This window comes from Acinetobacter sp. CIP 101966, from assembly GCF_000369725.1.
GTDB lineage: Bacteria > Pseudomonadota > Gammaproteobacteria > Pseudomonadales > Moraxellaceae > Acinetobacter > Acinetobacter lwoffii_Q.
This window is the reverse complement of record NZ_KB850160.1, coordinates 221,544-237,453: the sequence shown is the minus strand read 5'-3', so window position 1 is coordinate 237,453 and position 15,910 is coordinate 221,544. Positions and strand designations below refer to the sequence as shown.

The following is a 15,910-nucleotide window of genomic DNA, read 5'->3' as shown; positions in this document are numbered from 1 at the left end:
ATTAATTGATTTCGCAATACGGAATTAAGTATTTTAAATGTAATCTGATTATTCATTTAAATGAATAATCACCATAAGGCAGAACTTAAAATTAATTTACGAAATCAAATTTTCCAGCAATGAGATGATTTTGATTTAGCGTAAAGCGTGAAAAATCGAATGTAGCCTGATAATAAATGCAGCGGCTGTTGTATGCAGAGCAAGTCTGTTAGATCAGGAAAATGTTTCCGTGAGGAAGAAAAATGGATTTAGCGGTAGCAGAGGAAATGCTACTTTTAATATATAGAGGATATAAAAATGACAAGCGATACCATCGTAACAGGAGACAATAAAACCGATGTCTCCTCCACGGATACCATTAAACAGGCGCCAAAACGTCTATGGATGACGGCTTTTGTCTTTGCTTTTCTGATTTTGCTCTGTGACGGTGCAGATATCGGGATTCTGGCTTTCAGTCTGACCAGTCTGAAAGCTGAATGGGGACTAACTTCTGTACAGGCCGGTGCCTTGGGAAGTTATTCTCTTTTAGGAATGGGGATAGGAGGTTTTATTGGTGGATGGGCATGCGACAAATTTGGACGTGTCCGCGTCATTGTACTGGCCACCATCGCCTTCTCGATCTTGTCAGCCTACTCAGGTTTTGCTCAGTCTTATACTGAATTTGCAATTTTACGTACTCTTTCTTGCTTGGGTTTAGGCTGTTTATATATTGCCTGTAATACCTTGATGTCTGAATATGTGCCAACCAAATACCGTACCACAGTGCTGGCAACATTGATGACCGGTTTTACTCTGGGTTCTCTGGTGATTACCATGCTTTCAGGCTGGATTATTCCTGAGTTCGGCTGGCGTATGCTGTACTGGATTACCATTGCACCTTTAGCACTCGGTATCCTCATGCACTTTATGGTGCCTGAACCAGAATCGTGGAAACGTGTTCGGGAAATGAAAAGAACTGGCCAGATCGTCGATAATAATGCAAAAAAAGGCAATCCATATATCACTATTTTAAAAGATAAAACACACGGCAGAATGTTTATCTTATGGTCATTCAGCTCAGGTTTTCTCTTATTCGGTTACTTTGGGGTGAGCAACTGGCTGCCAAGTTATCTGGAAGCGGAATTAGGGATCAAATTCAAGGAAATGGCGATCTATATGATTGGTACTTTCTTGACCATGATATTCGCCAAAATCATTGCAGGTTATGTTGCTGATAAAATTGGTCGCCGTATTGTGTTTGCTTTCGGCACCATGGGAACAGCGCTATTTATCCCTGTCGTGGTGTATATGCATAATGCCGATAACATTGGCGTACTGATGCTAATCTTCGGCTTCCTGTACGGTATTCCATATGCCATCAATGCAACCTATCTAACCGAAAGTTTCCCGACTGGTGTTCGTGGTACAGCGGTGGGCGGTGCATTCAATATTGGTCGTATCGGTGCAATCTTCGCGCCAATTACGATTGGTTATCTTGCGATGCATGGTTCGATCGGTACAGGTCTGTTGGTAATGGGTGCAGCATATTTCCTATGCGGTTTGATTCCTGCCCTGTTTATTAAAGACCGTTTATACGATCCGCAAAAAGCAGAATAAACCCTACTTCGGAAGGCAGGTCAAATCGCTGCCTTCCTCACTTCAAATATTTACAACACGTCAGTATAGAAAGGTCTCCTTTCATTCAGGATTAAAAATTTCTTTAGGGATTAAGAAATGAAAAAATTAGTTTTAGCGACATTATGTGGTATTGCTTCAGCACAGGCATTTTCAGCAGAAGCTTCTGAAGACCGTATGCAATTTCTTGAGTCACAGTTAAAGCAAATCCAGGCAGAACTAGAACAACAAAAAGCCGCGCAACTTGCATTAAAGAACCAGCAGGAACAAGCCAAAGCGCAAGACTCTAAAACGCTGAGTTCAATGGTAGATAATGTCGATGTTTATGGCTTGATCCGCTTTGATGGTGCAGTCGATTTCAAAAGTACTACTGAAGCCCGTGGCCGTACCATTAACCAGATTAATAAAGTACCTTTTACTGAACCGGATTCTGTACGTTCCGATTTTACTGCGGCTGCCAGCCGGATTGGTTTCCTGGCCAAAGATCTAGGAGGCAATCCGAATGTTTCTGCTCGTTTAGAAGCCGACTTCTGGACCAACAATGGTAAAGGCGATGGTGGATTACGTATCCGTCATGCACACTTAAAATACTATAACTGGACGTTTGGTCAGGCCTGGTCATTGATGTCTACACCAGAGATTAGCACTGAAGCTGTCGACTACAGCTTGTTCCTGGGTGGATCAGTCTTACGTACCCCTCAGGTGAGCTATGCTTTCAAACTTGATCCGGAAAATACCTGGAATGTCGGTCTGGAATATATGGCCGGTGGCGATCGTTCTTCTGCCTTACCTGCTTTAACCACTAAATATGTTCATCAATCAGGCTCTCTTCATTTATTAGCTCAAGGCTTTGTCAATCAAAAGCAGGCACAGATTGCGACAGGCGATATCGAGAAAGTTGGCTGGGGTGTGGGAGTTGGTGGACGTTACCGTTTAGATGATCAAAACTCGATTCAAGGGAACTATTTCCATATGGTCGGTGATCAGCGTATTGCAGCTTTCTTAACTCAAGGATCAACAACTGATGGCGCTACCTGGGGTGGCGATTATTCAGTCGATCCAATTAATAATGAACTTTTGCTCAATGAGTTCAATAGTATAAATATTGGCTTCACACATAAATTTACGCCGAAACTACGGAGTAGTATTAATGCCAGCATTGTTGATTTTGATGATTCCAGCGACTATGCACGCGCGAATCCTGAAACCAATAAACGTTTAACGGACTATGTAGCTAACGTGATCTATTCTCCTGTTCCAAAGATTAACCTAGGTGCAGAATATCATCATGGCAAGCGTGAAACCTTTGACAACAAGGAAACAGATATTTCGCGTATCAACCTCTCTGCCAACTATAGTTTTTAAAGCCTCAGGAGACAAGGATGTCAGCCCAAGGGCAAATTTCACGCCGTTTCATGTTCATGATGGCAATGACCTGCGCACTCTGCGCAGGTTGTAACTATTTTAACCAGCCCTTGATTTATTCTATTGCAGAGGATCTGCAGATCAGTGTAGCGCAGTCTGGCTGGACTGTAGTACTGACCCAGATTGGCTATGCCACCGGGTTATTTTTATTTGTCCCCTTGGGGGATTTATTTGAAAAACGGCTGTATATCTGCAGTTTGATGTTCTGTACCGGACTGGCACTTATTGGGCTTTCAGCCAGTACCAATCTGCATATGTTATATGGCTTTACTCTGCTCGCCTCTTTTTGTTCGATCACCACCCAGATTCTGATTCCTTTTGCCGCCAGCCTGTCGCAACGTGATAAAAGTGCCGAAGTCGTTGGCCTGCTCATGAGTGGTGTTCTGGTTGGTATTCTATTTGCCCGTACCGTGGCCGGACTGATTTCTACTTTATGGTCCTGGCATGCGGTATACCTATTTAGTGGTTGTGCAATTCTTCTGCTAAGTCTGGCCATGTGGTTCCAGTTGCCGAGTGCCAAGAGCCAGTTGCAGATGAATATATTGCAAATTTATCGCTCACTATTTACCTTTGCCCGAACAGAACCCATGCTGATCCGGCGTAGTATGATCGGAGGTTTGGGTTTTGGCATGCTGAGTATTATCTTTACTACCATGACTTTTATTCTGGCTGAAGCACCGTATCATTTTAATGATTTCCAGATTGGTCTCATGGGTATTGTGGGTGTGGTCGGCATCTGGTCCTCTCAATGGACCGGTAAAATGATTGGCAGACATCGGGAAAAATTGATTGCACACCTGGCCACATGCGGACTGATTCTGGCCTGGATTCCCTTATTCTTTGCCCAGAATTATTTATGGATTTATATCCTGGGCTTGATTCTGGCTTATTTCGGAATTTCCTGTTTACATGTCTTGAACCAGAATCTGGTCTATCGAATTTCAATGCAGGCTCGCTCGCGGATTAATGCCATCTATATGACCTGTTATTTTTCAGGTGCTGGTCTGGGAGCATTTTTATCGCTGCATTTATGGAAAAGCTATGGCTGGTCTGCCTGTGTCATTTTAGGTTTTATTTTTGCCCTATTGATCTTTGTAATTAACTATTATGATCTGAACCAAGAAAGAAATTTAGCCAATATTCAACCTGAGCCCTAAATACTGTTAAAAACCTTTGGAGGGTTAAAAAGCTTATTTTTTATCCCGCTTTCTATACTAAGCATAAATTATAGAGATGATACGCTGATAAAATAGGAAAATTTTTGAGGTCTGTTTGCCATTGCCTTTCTATCTGAAGAGCCGTTAAAAATATTGAGATACCTTAACTTTCTAGAGTTAATTCATTTTACTATTTTCCATCGCGAGATAAACAGGCTTCAATTCAGTTAAAGGCCCAGGTTTTGCATAGAAGAAGCCTTGTAGCAGATCACAGCCCTGTTGATAGAGCAAACTGGCCTGACTTAAGGTTTCGACACCTTCTGCGACAACTTCCAAATCCAGTTGATGTGCCAAGTGAATAATCGATTGCACAATTGCAGCATCCTGACCATCGAGGGTCAGCTCTTCAATAAAACTACGATCTAACTTGATTTGATTGATCGGCAAGCGACGCAGATAACTGAGACTCGAATAACCTGTACCAAAATCATCAATGGCAACCTGTACACCTAAAGCACGTACTGCTTTCAAAATTTCTATCGTTCGATCTGCACCATTAATGATGACACCTTCCGTAATTTCAATTTTAAGTAATTCCGGCGGTAATTGACTGAGTTCAAGAGCATGTTCAAGTACTTGCAAAAAACCTGCTCTACGGAATTGCAAAGGCGAAATATTCACCGATACCGTGATCTGGCTATTGTGTGTCTTGTTCCACTTGGCAATATCTAAACAGGCCTTTTCCAATACCCACTGGCCTACGCTAATAATTTGCCCGGTTCTTTCTGCAAGCGGAATAAAAATTGCTGGGGAAATATAACCCTGCTGCGGATGGCACCAACGGATTAAAGCTTCTACGCCTGTCACCAGTCCAGTTTCAGGATGAACCAGCGGCTGATAGAACAGGTCAAAATTTTCCTGATTGATCGCTTCCATGAGTTCCAGACGCAGATTAGTATAGTCTATTTCTGCGACAGGCTGCATTCTGGTTTTTTCATACCACTGCCACATATTACGACCTTGTCTTTTGGCTTCCTGCATCGCCAAAACAGACTGATAAATCAATTCAGAAGAATGATGAATCGAACTGTCATCTGCCACAATACCAATGCTGGCACTTAAATGTATTTTGTACTGATCGACGATAAACAGCATGGAAAGAAGATCAAGAATTTCTCCAGCAATCACCTCGACTTCAGTGTGCTCATCTGTCCCTGAGAGCAGCAAAATGAATTCATCTTCAGCGAAGCGGCATAGCACATTATTGCCTTGAACAAATTTTTGCAGCCGCTCGCCCACACTTTTGAGAATCTGGTCACCCACCAGATGACCTAAGCTGTCATTTATATTTTTAAAATCATCCAGATCTATATACAGCAAGACTAAAGGTTGTGAGCTCTCGTGCTGTGCTTCAAAAATATTTTCCAGAATCTGTTTGAATGCATGCTGGTTCGGTAAACCGGTTAAATGATCATGAGTATGCTGATGCTGAATATATTCTTCGTGAATACGTTGCTGAGTAATATCTTCCTGAATCCCCAAAAAATGGGTGCAGGTTCCTGTCTGGTCAAAAATAGGACCTATAGTTAAACGATTCCAGAACCAGCTGCCATCTTTACAGTAACTTTTTATAGTTACCTGAATTTCTTTTTGTTCTTTAACTGCTTGCTTGAGTAATGCAATCTGATCCGGATCAGTATCTGGACCCTGTAAGAAAAAGCAGCTTTGCCCTAGTACTTCTGCTGCCGTATAACCGGTGAGCTTTAGAAAAGCTGGATTCACATACACCATTAGCCTTTCTTCAGAGACATCGGTAATAAAAAGACTATTCGGACTAGCCTCTACCCCACGTTTTAATAATCGTAGAGACTCCTTGTTTTCACGCGATACAGTAATATCTCGGGCAATGCCAATAATACCGGTGACTTTCTGATTTTGAATAATCGGTAAATTGGTCAGATCCAGCCATAAGATATCGCCTGCAACATTATAAATTGGAAGTTCATAATGTTGAGATTTACCTTGCGCTGCTTCTGAAAATGAAACATTCGCAAGTTCATGGAATTCGGGCGGTATGAAGGCACAATAGTGCTGACCATGGATTTGCGCTTTAGAAAAACCTGTAATTTCTTCGCAAGCAATATTGGTATTAAGCACATGTCCCTGCAGGTCAAGTTCAAAAATAATATCTGGATGATAGGTATAAAATGAGCTGTATTTTTCATTAAGCTCATGTCTTTTTTGACGTTCCTGATCAAGCTCGATTGCGAGGGCAACTAATTTTGCCGCTTGTTGTAAAAGCTGAATATGATGTTCAGTCGGTATTTTGGGTGTTCGATAATAGGTGGCAAACGTTCCGTACAGAATATCTGAAGCATTAATAATCGGCATAGACCAGCAGCTAGACAACTTTTCTGCGTTTACCAAAGCACGGTAAGGCTGCCAGTTTGGGTCTTTCATTAGATTTGGACTAATGACCAACTGCCGTAAAAAGGCAGCTACCCCACACGATCCTTGATTTGGCCCAATTTTCAAATCTTGAATAGCATTACAGTACTCTTTTGAAAAGTGCTGTTTGCCGCTTATAACGTTTAAAGTTTGGGTGTCATCCTTATAGAGCATAATAGTGACAAGCGCATCTGGTATACGCGCTTCAAGCCACTGGCTAATAACATCGAGGATAGGTTTAAGTTCAGTATGGCGACCAATCAGATTAAAAATATGAAAAATTTCTTGATCATCACAATTATTATTCATTCAGACTATCACCTTCCTTAGCTTGTTAACATTTTAGACTTATTATTAAAATAATCATTAGCAAAAGTTTGTATTTATATCTTTAAAATGCGGAAATATGGTCAATATTACGTGTATTTGATAATAATTCTAAAATTTAAAAATCACAGCCGAAGCTGTGATCTAAAACTATACTTTTACTCAATCAGAATATTGCGGACTTATTTTTAGGCTGCTTGTTGACGACTGTCCACTAATTTACAGCCAGTCTGCCGTTGCAATTCTTCAAAACTTAAGCCATCCACTATTTCAATAACCTGAGCTTGTCGGTCTTTTAATTCAATCACACACAAATCAGTATAAATACGGTTGACACAATGTTTACCTGTTAGAGGATAAGTCAGTTCTTCAACAATTTTTGCCTCACCGTTTTTGGTCACATGTTCCATGCAAACATAGACACAGCGAGCACCCACTGCCAGATCCATCGCACCGCCTACAGCAGGTACAGCATCAGCATTACCGGTATGCCAGTTCGCCAGATCACCATTAATAGCGACCTGAAAAGCCCCCATGATACAGATATCCAGATGCCCGCCTCGCATGATATCGAAAGAGTCGGCAGAATTCATAAAACTGCCACCTTGCAACATGCTTACGAGTTCTTTGCCGGCGTTAATCAGATCATCATCTGCCTGTTCAGGATCACTCAATGCAGCAAAACCTAAAACGCCATTTTCCGAGTGTAGAATTACTCCTTGTTCAGGTTTTAAATAACCTGCTACGCGTGTCGGTAAACCAATACCCAAATTTACAAAAGAGCCGGTTGGAATGTCTTGTGCAACTTTAGCTACAATCTGTTCACGACTACGTTTTTGAATATTCATTATTTAATATCTCCAACCTTGACCACATGCTGTACAAAAATCCCTGGCGTTACGATGATCTCTGGATCAAGCTCCCCCAGTTCCACAACTTGATGGACTTGTGCAATGGTGGTTTTTGCTGCTTTGGCCATGATCGGACCAAAATTCCGTGCTGCCTTACGGTAGGTCAAGTTGCCCCACTGATCTGCCTGATTGGCATAAACCAAGGCATAATCAGCATGTATCGGATATTCCAGCACATAATCTTTTCCATTGATATTACGGGTTTCTTTACCCTCAGCTATTTTGGTACCAAAACCGGTTGGAGTAAAAACAGCTCCTAAGCCTGCACCGGCTGCCTGAATACGGCAGGCCAGATTGCCTTGTGGCACCAGTTCCAGCTCAACTTTTCCGGCTTTATACAGATCTTCAAAGACGGTTGAGTTATTGGCCCGTGGAAATGAACAGATCATTTTTTTAACCAGTCCAGACAACAGCAGATTGGTTAGACCACGATCTCCAGAAGCTGCATTGTTGTTAATAATGGTTAAGTCTCTAGGACCAAAGTCAATTAATGCTTCGATTAATTCTACCGGCTGACCTGCCAGGCCAAAACCACTGGTCATAATGTGTGCACCATCAGGAATTTGCTTAAGTACCGTCTCGATATCCTGCGTGATTTTATTCATCATATTGCTTCCTAGCATGTTCTATCTATATTACGAGTGCAGATTAATCTGCCTTTTGTGGATCAAATAAGCGGTCTTTAATAAAGAAAGCGGGTATCAGGCCGCAAAGAAAATAGGCAATGCCCATAATCAGTAAGCCGGTACCAATTGAGCCTCCTTGAGCAAAATAGCCAATGGTAAGAGGTGCAAACACCGCACCCAGTCGGCCTACGTTATATGCCCCACCCACTGCTGTTCCACGCACTTTGGTGGAGAAGCTTTCTGTCATGTAAGTCGCATTAATACCGTATGGAATACCATAGAGAAAACCGAAAAATAACATCAGCCAGAGGATATTATCCGGCGTATTACCAAAGACAATCACAGGGATAAAAATTGCAGTACCCATAGTGCCGAAAGCAAATACCGCACGACGGCCAATCCGGTCAGCGATAAAACCAGCAATAACTTTGGTACACATCATGATCAGGAAAGTCCCGATCATATACATGGTCATTTCTTTAAACTTGATTCCCAGATCAGTCTCTAAATACGCCGGTAGCCAGTTGCTGACTCCATAATAGCCAAACTGTAAAAATGCGGTACTGAAGGACCAGAGGATAAACATGCGACGGCTAAGTGCATCTTCAAAAATCATTTTAAAAGTATTTTTTGGTTTTTCCTGCAGAATACCACTGGCTTTTGCATCCAGGCGTGCTTTACGCGCATCTAACCAGGCTTTCGGCTCAGGCACCAAGAAGTACATCGCGAAGGCCAGTACAATTGGAATAATGGCAATATAATAGAGGTATCGCCAGCCAAATTCAGGCAATAGCCATCCAGCCAGAACAGTTGCGACCACCGAGCCTAAAGTCCAGCCAGTCATAAGCGTTGCCAATACTGTAGAGCGATATTTGGTGGGTACATACTCTGCCATGAGTGTGTTACAGGCAATATATAGAGCACCTAGTCCAATCGCAGACGTAAAGCGCAGCCATTTGAACTGATCATAACTTTCTACGAATCCTAACCAGAAGGTTAATGAAGAAAATAATGCAATGGCAATGACGATCACACGAACCCGGCCAAAACGGTCACAAGCCCAGCCACCAAAAAAACCGCCGATAGCCATGCCTGCAAGCGTCCAGCTCCCTAAGGCACCGGCCTGCATATTACTTAATGAAAACTCTTGTTTCAGACTGGTCAGACTGTAGGCTAATAACGCAATATCAGCACCATCAACCAATAATGCTAAAAATGAGAAAATAAAGGCCAGAATCCAGACTCTTTGCTTGGGTTCGTTTCCACCTTCCACTGGGTGTTGTTGTGAACTGATCGTATCCATAATGCTCTTTCTACTTTTCGGCACTCCTGTGCCTTTTTAAAACGCATATTTCACTTAATTATTTAGGTGAAATATAGAATATTCGCTGATCATTACCACGCTTTAGCAAGGTGGTATAAAATGATTTTCAAAGTTCTTGATAAATTTTCTCTGCAGAAATCACGTAGCAATACATTGAATGATGTGATTAAGCACAATTCTTAAACCCGTAAAACAATCTAGCCAGCAATGCTGGCTAGAAGTTGATGTCAGGTTTAGTTGCAAAAGGCTGCAATTCCGGTTTGTGCACGACCTAAAATCAGGGCATGTACATCATGGGTACCTTCATAGGTATTTACCACTTCCAGATTAACCAGATGACGGGCTACACCGAATTCATCGCTAATGCCATTTCCACCCATCATGTCACGGGCCAAACGGGCAATATCCAGTGCCTTGCCGCAGTTGTTGCGCTTGATCAGTGATGTACCTTCAACTGAAGCAATGCCTTCATCCTTCATGCGGCCAAAACGTAAAGCCACCTGCAAACCGAGTGCAATTTCAGTTTGCATATCTGCCAGTTTCTTCTGGATCAGCTGATTCGCAGCGAGTGGTCGACCAAACTGTTTACGGTCCATGGTGTATTGATGTGCGGTATGCCAGCAGAACTCTGCAGCTCCCATGGCACCCCAGGCAATCCCGTAACGTGCACTATTCAAGCAGGTAAAAGGCCCTTTTAAACCGCGAACTTCCGGAAATGCATTTTCTTCTGGAACAAAGACGTTATCCATTACAATTTCACCGGTGATTGAGGCACGTAGACCCACCTTGCCGTGAATCGTTGGAGCAGAAAGCCCTTCCCAGCCTTTTTCTAAAATAAAGCCACGAATGTCACCGATATTACCTTCGGCAGAAACTTCTTTGGCCCAAACTACAAATACATCGGCAATCGGACTATTGGTAATCCACATTTTTGCGCCAGTTAAACGGTAACCACCCTCGACTTTTTTAGCACGGCTAATCATGCTGCCCGGATCCGAACCATGATCCGGCTCGGTCAAGCCGAAGCAACCAATATATTCACCGGTTGCTAATTTTGGTAAATACTTCTGCTTTTGCTCTTCAGAACCAAATTCATTAATGGGTACCATCACCAGAGAGCTTTGTACGCTGGCCATTGAACGGTAACCTGAATCGACACGTTCAACTTCACGAGCAATCAGACCATAACTGACATAATTTAAACCTGCACCGCCGTACTGTTCCGGAATGGTTGGACCGAGTAAACCCAGTTCTCCCATTTCACGGAAAATAGCCGGATCGGTTTTTTCATGACGGAACTGTTCCAGTACACGCGGCATCAGTTTGTCTTGACAGTACGCTGCCGCTGCATCGCGAATCATGCGCTCTTCTGATGTCAGTTGCTGTTCTATTAAAAACGGGTCTTGCCAATCAAATCTAATTTTTGTCGTCATTTTAATATTTCCTTATTTTAAAATTATGAGATTAGGCGGTTGCTTGTTTAATCATTTCACGCGCAATAATAATTTGCTGGATTTGTGTGGTTCCTTCATATAAACGGAACAGACGCACATCACGGTAGAAACGTTCAATTGAATATTCACTGATATAACCCGCTCCACCATGAATCTGCAAACAGCGATCAGCAACTCGACCACACATTTCAGTTGCAAACATTTTGGCACAAGAGGCTTCAGTCGTAACATTTTGGCCAGCATCACGTAGACGCGCAGCATCCAGCACCATACATTTGGCTGCATAAATCTCGGCTTTGGAGTCTGCCAACATACCTTGGATTAGCTGGAAATTCGCAATGGGCTGGCCAAACTGTTTGCGTTCCACTGCATAGTTAAGTGCATCTTCCAGCATACGCTCTGCCATGCCGACGCTATAACCGGCAATGTGCAGACGGCCCTTATCTAGAACGCGCATTGCTGTTTTGAAGCCAATCCCTTCTACACCGCCAATCAGCTGATCTTTATGCACTTTACAGTTATCAAAAATTACATCACAGGTATAGGAACCATGTTGGCCCATTTTCTTGTCAATTTTACCTAGGCTTAAACCAAGTGTGCCTGCTTCGACTAGAAATGCTGAAATACCGCTCGCACCTTTAATCTCTTGATTGGTACGTGCCATCACGGTAAATGTCGTGGCACGTGGTGCATTGGTGATAAAGCGTTTAGTTCCGTTTAAAATATAATAATCGCCGTCTTTGACTGCACTGGTTTTTAAAGCAGCAGCGTCTGAGCCGGAATCCGGTTCGGTCAAACAGAATGAACCAATAATTTCGCCCGTTGCATAACGCGGTAAATATTTCTGTTTTTGTTCTTCTGTACCGTCGATAATGATGCCACTTGAGCCAATGCCGTTGTTAGTACCAATTAAAGAGCGGAATGCAGCTGATGTATGACCTAACTCCATCGCGACCAGAATTTCTTCTTCCATGGTAATGCCTAAACCACCATATTCTTCTGGAATCGTCAGGCCAAACAAGCCCAGCTCTTTCATCTGTTCCACAATATGTTCAGGAATGGCATTGTTCTCTTCTACTTCATGCTCAAGAGGCACCAGTTCATTTTTTACAAAATCGCGAATCGTTGACAGAAGTTGGTCTAGCATTTCCGGATCACGAATCATATGAATCTCCATGGATATGATTTAGGTAAATTCCTTTACCCTTATTTTTGTTTCGTATTACGAAATAAATAATCATATAAAATCATTTTGAGCAAGTGAAATTATTAAAAATTTTATTTTTTAAACAAAAAATGAAATTTTTCTGGCATTCCAGTTAATTTATGTTTAAGATTTAATTTCACGATACGAAATATTTTGATGAATGATTGTTTTATTTATCAGTTTTTTGAATAGATAATTAAACCTTTTTTCTTGCTGTAATACTTGTCGATCACTGACTCTTTCGGAGAAATCGAAACTTTTTAAATGTTTTGGCTACGTATTAAACCTAAAAAACTAGATGATTTTATATCGTCTTTAAACTTGAGTAACAAAATTCTTTCCGGCCACAAATAACTTCGGCACTTTTTCTTATATTTTATCTTTTATAGAAGTGTTTTATTTTGTATCGTGAAATTATGTTGCTATCATATTCATTAATTTAACTTTAATTGCCCTGACCATGACAAAAAATAAAACTGGTGAAATTCCCAACTTTGATGAAATCCGTTTAGATCCGATTTCACATATTCATAGAGAAAATAATCCTCAATTTATTGCGTCTATTGCGCGTGGATTGGAAATCTTGCGTTGCTTTTCAGCGACCAATCAATTGCTTGGCAATCAGGAAATTGCACAATTAACCAACTTACCCAAGCCAACTGTGGCCCGTATTACCAGCACCCTGGTTTCTTTAGGTTATTTAAAACAACTACCGAATACCACGAAATATCTGTTGGATGTTGGCGTATTGGCTTTGGGCTATGCAGCTTTGAGTAATATTTCTGCACGTACTCAGGCTTATCCGTTTATGGAAGAAATGTCACGCTATTCCCAAGCCCCTGTGGCAATGGCTACCCGTGACCGTTTGAGCATGATTTATCTGGAAGTGGTACATACAGAATCGACGCTGACCATGCGCCGCCCTGTCGGTTCGACTTTACCGATTCATAGCAGTGCCATGGGACGTGCCTGTCTGGCAGCAATGGATGTAAAAGAACGCGAATATTTATTTGACGCGATCAAGAAAAGAAACGAAGATCAGTGGCCAACCATCAAGCGTAATCTGGAACGTGCAATCCGTGATTATCAGGATTATGGCTATTGTCTGTCTCTAGGTGACTGGGCTAAGGATGTGAATTCCGTGGCAGTTCCATTGGTTCACCCTAAACACGGGATATTAACGTTTAACTGTGGTGCTCCAAGTTATCTGTTAAATCAGGAAAAACTGGAAAATGAAATTGGGCCGCGTCTGATTCACATGGTGAACAATATTGCTATGAATCTCAATAATATATAAAAAAATTAATCATCAGAGCGACATTCAGTCGCTCTTCTTATTGAATACCCAATCTACACATCTTCTTCCTTTATCTATAATTTACAGCAAACCTTTTTAATACGGTGAAATAGATAAGATTTAAAAAATAGATAAAGTCCTATTTCAAATAAAAAGATCAAAAATAAGCTTCATAACCGATTTAGATAATGCTATAAATATCGTATAGCGAAATTGGATTTTATATTATGGAAGATATAACAAGAGAATCGATGGAGTTTGACGTCGTCATCGTAGGCGCAGGCCCTGCGGGTCTTTCTGCTGCGATCAAAATCCGTCAACTTGCAATTGAAAACAACTTAAACGATTTGTCCGTTTGTGTCGTAGAAAAAGGCTCCGAAGTCGGTGCACATATTCTGTCTGGTGCTGTGCTTGAACCGCGTGCCATAAACGAGTTGTTCCCGGACTGGAAAGAACAGGGTGCCCCGCTGAATGTTCCAGTGACCGAAGATAAAACCTTCTTCCTGCTTTCAGATGAAAAATCACAGGAAGCACCGCACTGGATGGTGCCTAAAACCATGCATAACGATGGCAACTATGTCATTTCACTGGGCAATGTGGTGCGCTGGTTAGGCCAGAAAGCCGAAGAACTGGAAGTGTCGATCTTTCCGGGCTTTGCCGCGTCTGAAATTCTGTATCATGCCGATGGTACAGTCAAAGGCATCCAAACCGGTGATATGGGTATTGGTAAAGATGGCGAACCAACGCATAACTTTACCCCGGGTTATGAACTGCATGCCAAATACACAATTTTCGCTGAAGGCTGTCGTGGTCACTTAGGTAAACGTCTGATCCAGAAGTTCAACCTGGACAAGGACGCTGATCCGCAACACTACGGTATCGGCATTAAAGAGCTTTGGGAAATCGATCCTGCCAAGCACAAACCGGGTCTGGTCATGCATGGTGCCGGCTGGCCGCTTTCTGAAACTGGTTCTTCAGGCGGATGGTGGCTCTACCACGCCGAGAACAATCAGGTGACCCTGGGCATGATCGTGGATCTTTCTTACACTAACCCGCATATGTATCCGTTCATGGAAATGCAGCGCTGGAAAACCCATCCTTTAATCAAGCAATATCTGGAAGGTGGTAAGCGTATTTCCTATGGTGCGCGTGCCGTGACCAAAGGTGGCTTTAACTCACTACCAAAATTCACTTTCCCAGGTGGCTCGTTAATTGGTGATGATGCAGGCTTCCTGAACTTTGCCAAGATCAAGGGTTCTCATACGGCGATGAAATCCGGCATGCTCTGCGGTGAAGCGGTATTTGAGGCGATTGCGGCCGGTGTAGAAAAAGGCGGTGATCTGGCGGTGGCACGTGTGGCTGAAGGTGAAGATTTCTTCGTGAAAGAACTGACCGCGTATACCGACAAGTTCAACAACAGCTGGCTGAAAGAAGAGCTATATAACTCGCGTAACTTTGGCCCGGCAATGCACAAGTTCGGTCAATGGATCGGTGGCGCGTTTAACTTCATCGATCAGAACGTGTTTAAAGTGCCATTTACCCTGCACGATCTGGTTCAGGATCATGCTGCGTTGAAAACCCAGGCGGCTGAAAGCTTCAAGCCAAACTATCCAAAACCGGATGGCAAGCTGACCTTTGACCGTCTGTCTTCAGTGTTTGTCTCGAATACGGTCCATGAAGAAAACCAGCCAGCGCATCTGAAACTCACCGATGCCTCTATTCCGGTGGAAGTGAACCTGCCGAAATGGGATGAGCCTGCACAGCGTTACTGCCCGGCAGGTGTTTATGAAATCATGGAAAATAATGACGGTTCGAAACGCTTCCAGATCAATGCAGCCAACTGTGTGCACTGCAAGACCTGTGACATTAAGGACCCTTCCCAGAACATCACCTGGGTGACACCGGAAGGTGGTGGTGGTCCGAATTACCCGAATATGTAAGGTAATTCCTGTGAATGAGAAAAATACATCTATTTCTCACATTCATATACCCACTCTTGAAGCAGTTAGTATTAACACTTCACTTTAATTTTTTAGGTAATTCCAGTTCCCTCGGGAGCTGGGATTAATAAATTTTCAAATAGAAAAATAGAAAAATAGAAAAATAGAAAAGATTGCATA

The 15,910-nt window shown here is 42.4% G+C and carries 11 protein-coding genes; 5 read left to right on the top strand and 6 right to left on the bottom strand.

From position 1 onward, the window contains the following. Positions 1–297 precede the first annotated feature (297 nt). The 3 genes from F891_RS07120 (at position 298) to F891_RS07110 (ending at position 4,196) form a co-directional block, all read left to right on the top strand. Positions 298–1,596, top strand: coding sequence for an MFS transporter (locus F891_RS07120; RefSeq protein WP_004730974.1), 1,299 nt, complete (start codon positions 298–300; stop codon positions 1,594–1,596). 117 nt (positions 1,597–1,713) lie between these two features. Beyond that, positions 1,714–2,979 carry a DcaP family trimeric outer membrane transporter gene (locus F891_RS07115; RefSeq protein WP_004730976.1) on the top strand — a complete coding sequence of 422 codons (1,266 nt, stop codon included), beginning with the start codon at positions 1,714–1,716 and terminating at the stop codon, positions 2,977–2,979. Positions 2,980–2,996: 17 nt separating this feature from the next. Then, complete coding sequence (locus F891_RS07110; RefSeq protein ID WP_004730978.1) at positions 2,997–4,196, top strand: MFS transporter; 1,200 nt, start codon at positions 2,997–2,999, stop codon at positions 4,194–4,196. 177 nt (positions 4,197–4,373) lie between these two features. On the opposite strand, the gene F891_RS07105 is transcribed toward F891_RS07110, so the two are convergent. From F891_RS07105 to F891_RS07080, 6 genes are all read right to left on the bottom strand, one after another. Beyond that, the gene (locus F891_RS07105) at positions 4,374–6,953 is read right to left on the bottom strand and encodes a bifunctional diguanylate cyclase/phosphodiesterase (protein ID WP_005262929.1); all 2,580 of its coding nucleotides are present in this window, start codon (positions 6,951–6,953) and stop codon (positions 4,374–4,376) included. A gap of 206 nt (positions 6,954–7,159) precedes the next feature. Further along, on the bottom strand, positions 7,160–7,819 hold the full coding sequence (locus tag F891_RS07100) for a 3-oxoacid CoA-transferase subunit B (RefSeq protein ID WP_004730982.1): 660 nt from the start codon (positions 7,817–7,819) through the stop codon (positions 7,160–7,162). Next, positions 7,819–8,490 carry a 3-oxoacid CoA-transferase subunit A gene (locus tag F891_RS07095; RefSeq protein ID WP_004730985.1) on the bottom strand — a complete coding sequence of 224 codons (672 nt, stop codon included), beginning with the start codon at positions 8,488–8,490 and terminating at the stop codon, positions 7,819–7,821. Before F891_RS07095 ends, F891_RS07100 begins: the two co-directional genes overlap by 1 nt. Positions 8,491–8,530: 40 nt before the next feature. Continuing rightward, entirely contained in the window at positions 8,531–9,811 is a 1,281-nt protein-coding gene (locus F891_RS07090) for an MFS transporter (RefSeq protein WP_004646972.1), read from the bottom strand. Positions 9,812–10,065: 254 nt separating this feature from the next. Continuing rightward, positions 10,066–11,265: an acyl-CoA dehydrogenase gene (locus F891_RS07085; protein ID WP_004646973.1), complete on the bottom strand. Its 1,200-nt coding sequence runs from the start codon at positions 11,263–11,265 to the stop codon at positions 10,066–10,068. 31 nt (positions 11,266–11,296) lie between these two features. Next, positions 11,297–12,451: an acyl-CoA dehydrogenase family protein gene (locus F891_RS07080; RefSeq protein ID WP_004730987.1), complete on the bottom strand. Its 1,155-nt coding sequence runs from the start codon at positions 12,449–12,451 to the stop codon at positions 11,297–11,299. Positions 12,452–12,953: 502 nt separating this feature from the next. On the opposite strand from F891_RS07080, the gene F891_RS07075 reads away from it, so the two are divergent. Both F891_RS07075 and F891_RS07070 read left to right on the top strand, forming a co-directional pair. After that, positions 12,954–13,790, top strand: a complete 837-nt coding sequence (locus F891_RS07075; protein WP_004280319.1) for an IclR family transcriptional regulator — start codon at positions 12,954–12,956, stop codon at positions 13,788–13,790. A 227-nt stretch (positions 13,791–14,017) separates the two neighbouring features. Beyond that, the gene (locus F891_RS07070; protein ID WP_005262925.1) at positions 14,018–15,730 is read left to right on the top strand and encodes an electron transfer flavoprotein-ubiquinone oxidoreductase; all 1,713 of its coding nucleotides are present in this window, start codon (positions 14,018–14,020) and stop codon (positions 15,728–15,730) included. The last annotated feature ends 180 nt before the right edge of the window (positions 15,731–15,910 follow it).

Excerpts from the sequence above, each read along its gene's own strand:
- F891_RS07120 (WP_004730974.1), top strand. The coding sequence starts at position 298 with ATGACAAGCGATACCATCGTAACAGGAGACAATAAAACCGATGTCTCC.
- F891_RS07115 (WP_004730976.1), top strand. The coding sequence starts at position 1,714 with ATGAAAAAATTAGTTTTAGCGACATTATGTGGTATTGCTTCAGCACAG.
- F891_RS07110 (WP_004730978.1), top strand. The coding sequence starts at position 2,997 with ATGTCAGCCCAAGGGCAAATTTCACGCCGTTTCATGTTCATGATGGCA.
- F891_RS07105 (WP_005262929.1), bottom strand. The coding sequence starts at position 6,953 with ATGAATAATAATTGTGATGATCAAGAAATTTTTCATATTTTTAATCTG.
- F891_RS07100 (WP_004730982.1), bottom strand. The coding sequence starts at position 7,819 with ATGAATATTCAAAAACGTAGTCGTGAACAGATTGTAGCTAAAGTTGCA.
- F891_RS07095 (WP_004730985.1), bottom strand. The coding sequence starts at position 8,490 with ATGATGAATAAAATCACGCAGGATATCGAGACGGTACTTAAGCAAATT.
- F891_RS07090 (WP_004646972.1), bottom strand. The coding sequence starts at position 9,811 with ATGGATACGATCAGTTCACAACAACACCCAGTGGAAGGTGGAAACGAA.
- F891_RS07085 (WP_004646973.1), bottom strand. The coding sequence starts at position 11,265 with ATGACGACAAAAATTAGATTTGATTGGCAAGACCCGTTTTTAATAGAA.
- F891_RS07080 (WP_004730987.1), bottom strand. The coding sequence starts at position 12,451 with ATGATTCGTGATCCGGAAATGCTAGACCAACTTCTGTCAACGATTCGC.
- F891_RS07075 (WP_004280319.1), top strand. The coding sequence starts at position 12,954 with ATGACAAAAAATAAAACTGGTGAAATTCCCAACTTTGATGAAATCCGT.
- F891_RS07070 (WP_005262925.1), top strand. The coding sequence starts at position 14,018 with ATGGAAGATATAACAAGAGAATCGATGGAGTTTGACGTCGTCATCGTA.